Annotated in this window: 3 protein-coding genes; 2 read left to right on the plus strand and 1 reads right to left on the minus strand. The window is 71.5% G+C overall.

What is annotated here, in order from left to right:
* The first annotated feature begins 132 nt into the window (after positions 1-132).
* Positions 133-1,086, plus strand: a complete 954-nt coding sequence (locus E7Z54_RS23890; protein WP_240769426.1) for a tetratricopeptide repeat protein — start codon at positions 133-135, stop codon at positions 1,084-1,086.
* A 9-nt stretch (positions 1,087-1,095) separates the two neighbouring features.
* Here E7Z54_RS23890 and E7Z54_RS00145 read toward each other — a convergent pair whose 3' ends face one another.
* Positions 1,096-1,548, minus strand: a complete 453-nt coding sequence (locus E7Z54_RS00145) for a hypothetical protein (protein WP_136430800.1) — start codon at positions 1,546-1,548, stop codon at positions 1,096-1,098.
* A gap of 251 nt (positions 1,549-1,799) precedes the next feature.
* On the opposite strand from E7Z54_RS00145, the gene E7Z54_RS00150 reads away from it, so the two are divergent.
* Positions 1,800-2,266, plus strand: a 467-nt coding sequence (locus E7Z54_RS00150; protein WP_136430801.1) for an alpha/beta fold hydrolase, incomplete at its 3' end; no start/stop codon positions are given.

Raw genomic sequence — 2,266 nt, forward strand, 5'->3', positions numbered from 1 at the left:
AACCGAGAGGCTGTGGGAGAGTAGGACGCCGCCGGACATACCTTCACGTAGGGGCCACCTCCGGGTGGCCCCTACGCTATTTACCCCTCACATTGTTCAATAGAGATTTCGACGTCCAGGAGAGAGACGGTCATGGCAGACGAGCGAGGCCGACGCGACGGAACGCCGAGGAAGGCAGCGCCCAGGAAGGGCGCCGCCCCGCGCAAGGGCGCAGCCCCCCGCGCCGCAGGCGCGAAGTCGGGCACGGGCTCGGAGCGGAAGCCCTTCGACCGCAAGCCCGCCGGCCGTGGCGGCAAGCCCGGTGAGCGCCGCGAGGGCGATCGTCGGCCGGCCTCCGAGCGAAAGGCCGCGAGCGACCGCAAGCCGGTCGAGCGTCGCGTCCGTACGACCGAGGAGCAGGCCACCTACGACGGCCCGCCCCTCCCCATCGAGATCACCGGTGCCGAGCTGAGCCCGTCGGTCCGCGCCCATCTCAAGGGCATGCCCGAGAAGCTGGCGTCCAGAGTGGCGCGGCACCTCGTCGCAGCCGGCCAGCTGGTCGACGAGGACCCGGAGACCGCCTACCAGCACGCCAAGGCCGCGCGGGCCCGCGCTCCTCGGATCGCGGTCGTGCGCGAGGCGGCGGGTGAGGCCGCCTACGCCGCCGGGCACTACGCCGAGGCGCTCTCGGAGCTGCGCGCGGCGAAGCGGATGAACGGCGCGACGGCGTACCTCCCGATCATGGCGGACTGCCATCGCGCGCTGGGGAATCCCACCCGTGCGTTGGAGCTCGCGAAGAGCCCGGCGGTCGCCCGCTTCGAGGCCGCTGCGAAGGCGGAGATGACGATCGTGGAGGCCGGCGCGCGCCGTGACCTGGGGCAGTTCGACGCAGCCCTGCGGACGCTCGAGGTGGCGCCCCTCAACAACAAGAGTCGTGAGCCGTGGGTGGTTCGCCTGCGCTACGCCTACGCGGACACCCTCGAGCAGGCAGGTCGGCTCACGGACGCGCTGACCTGGTTCCACAAGACCAACGCGATCGACGCCGAGGAGCTCACCGACGCGGCAGACCGTGCCGAGGCCCTCGAGCGACACGTCGACCGGGGCTGAGCCGCTCCGCTATCCGGGCCGCCCGGCGATCGCCACGATCGCCTGGTGATGCCCGGCCTCCTGCGTGTCCCAGTGGAGGTCCTCCCGATAGGCGACCCGGACCCGATCGATGACGGCCAGCGCCGGGACGTCGGACTCGACCTTCAGCACGATCGAGTCGCCGGCGACGAAGCGCTCTCCCTCGGGGTTGATGATCACGCTGCAGAACTCGTCAGGTTTGGTCGTGACGCCGATCGCGCCTCGGCGGCACAGCACCGGCGTGACGGAGATCTTCTCGTTGGCGGTGGCGTGCACCTTCACTCCCGAGATCCGCAGGGTCCGGCCGAAGTCCTTCGGAGCCGTGAACATCCCGATGTAGAGCGGGGTGCCGACCACGCCGCTGGCATTGACCGAACGCTCCGACACGGGGAGGTCCTCCGGCGTCGCTGCGTACCAGACCAGCCAGCCGACGAGAAGTGCCACGGCTCCGCCGATCAGGCTGTATCGCCATCCCTTCGACTGCCACGAGGGGCGAATGGCTCGGGGCGCGCGGAGTCCGCTGCGCGTCTGGTTCGCTGACTGCGGTCTCCCGCCTGCCGACGTCCTCCGCCGGGCAGGCGTGGCCTTGCGTCGCCCGGGAGCCGGAGTGGCTCCGGACGCGGCTTCCCCCAAGGTCATGGTCGAACCATAGGACACCGTTCCGAGAGGCCCACGAACCTGTCAGACTCCGGTGCATGGGTCTCCCAGGCGTCCGCAGCTCCGGGCACCCGAAGCGGCCGACGCTGGAAGGCAGCGTCGCGGTCCGTGACGGTCGTCGGCTGAGCTTCGCCGAGTACGGCGCCCACCGCGGGCCGGCGATCGTGTGGATGCACGGCACCCCCGGTGCCCGGCGGCAGATCCCGCTGGACGCCCGGCTCTACGCCGAGGAGGTCGGCATCCGGCTGATCGGCGTCGACCGTCCCGGCATCGGGTCGTCCACCCCGTACCTCTATCCCCACGTTCGGGACTGGACCGAGGACCTGGCCCTCCTGGTCGACGCACTGGCGATCGACACCCTCCGGGTGATCGGTCTGTCCGGAGGTGGTCCGTACGCGCTCGCCGCCGGTGCCGCCATGCCCGACCGAGTCCACGGGATCGGCGTGCTGGGCGGCGTCGCGCCCACCCGCGGCGCCGACGCGGTCGACGGCGGCCTGCTCCGGCT

This window comes from Nocardioides sp., from assembly GCF_004803405.1.
Classification (GTDB): domain Bacteria; phylum Actinomycetota; class Actinomycetes; order Propionibacteriales; family Nocardioidaceae; genus Nocardioides; species Nocardioides vastitatis.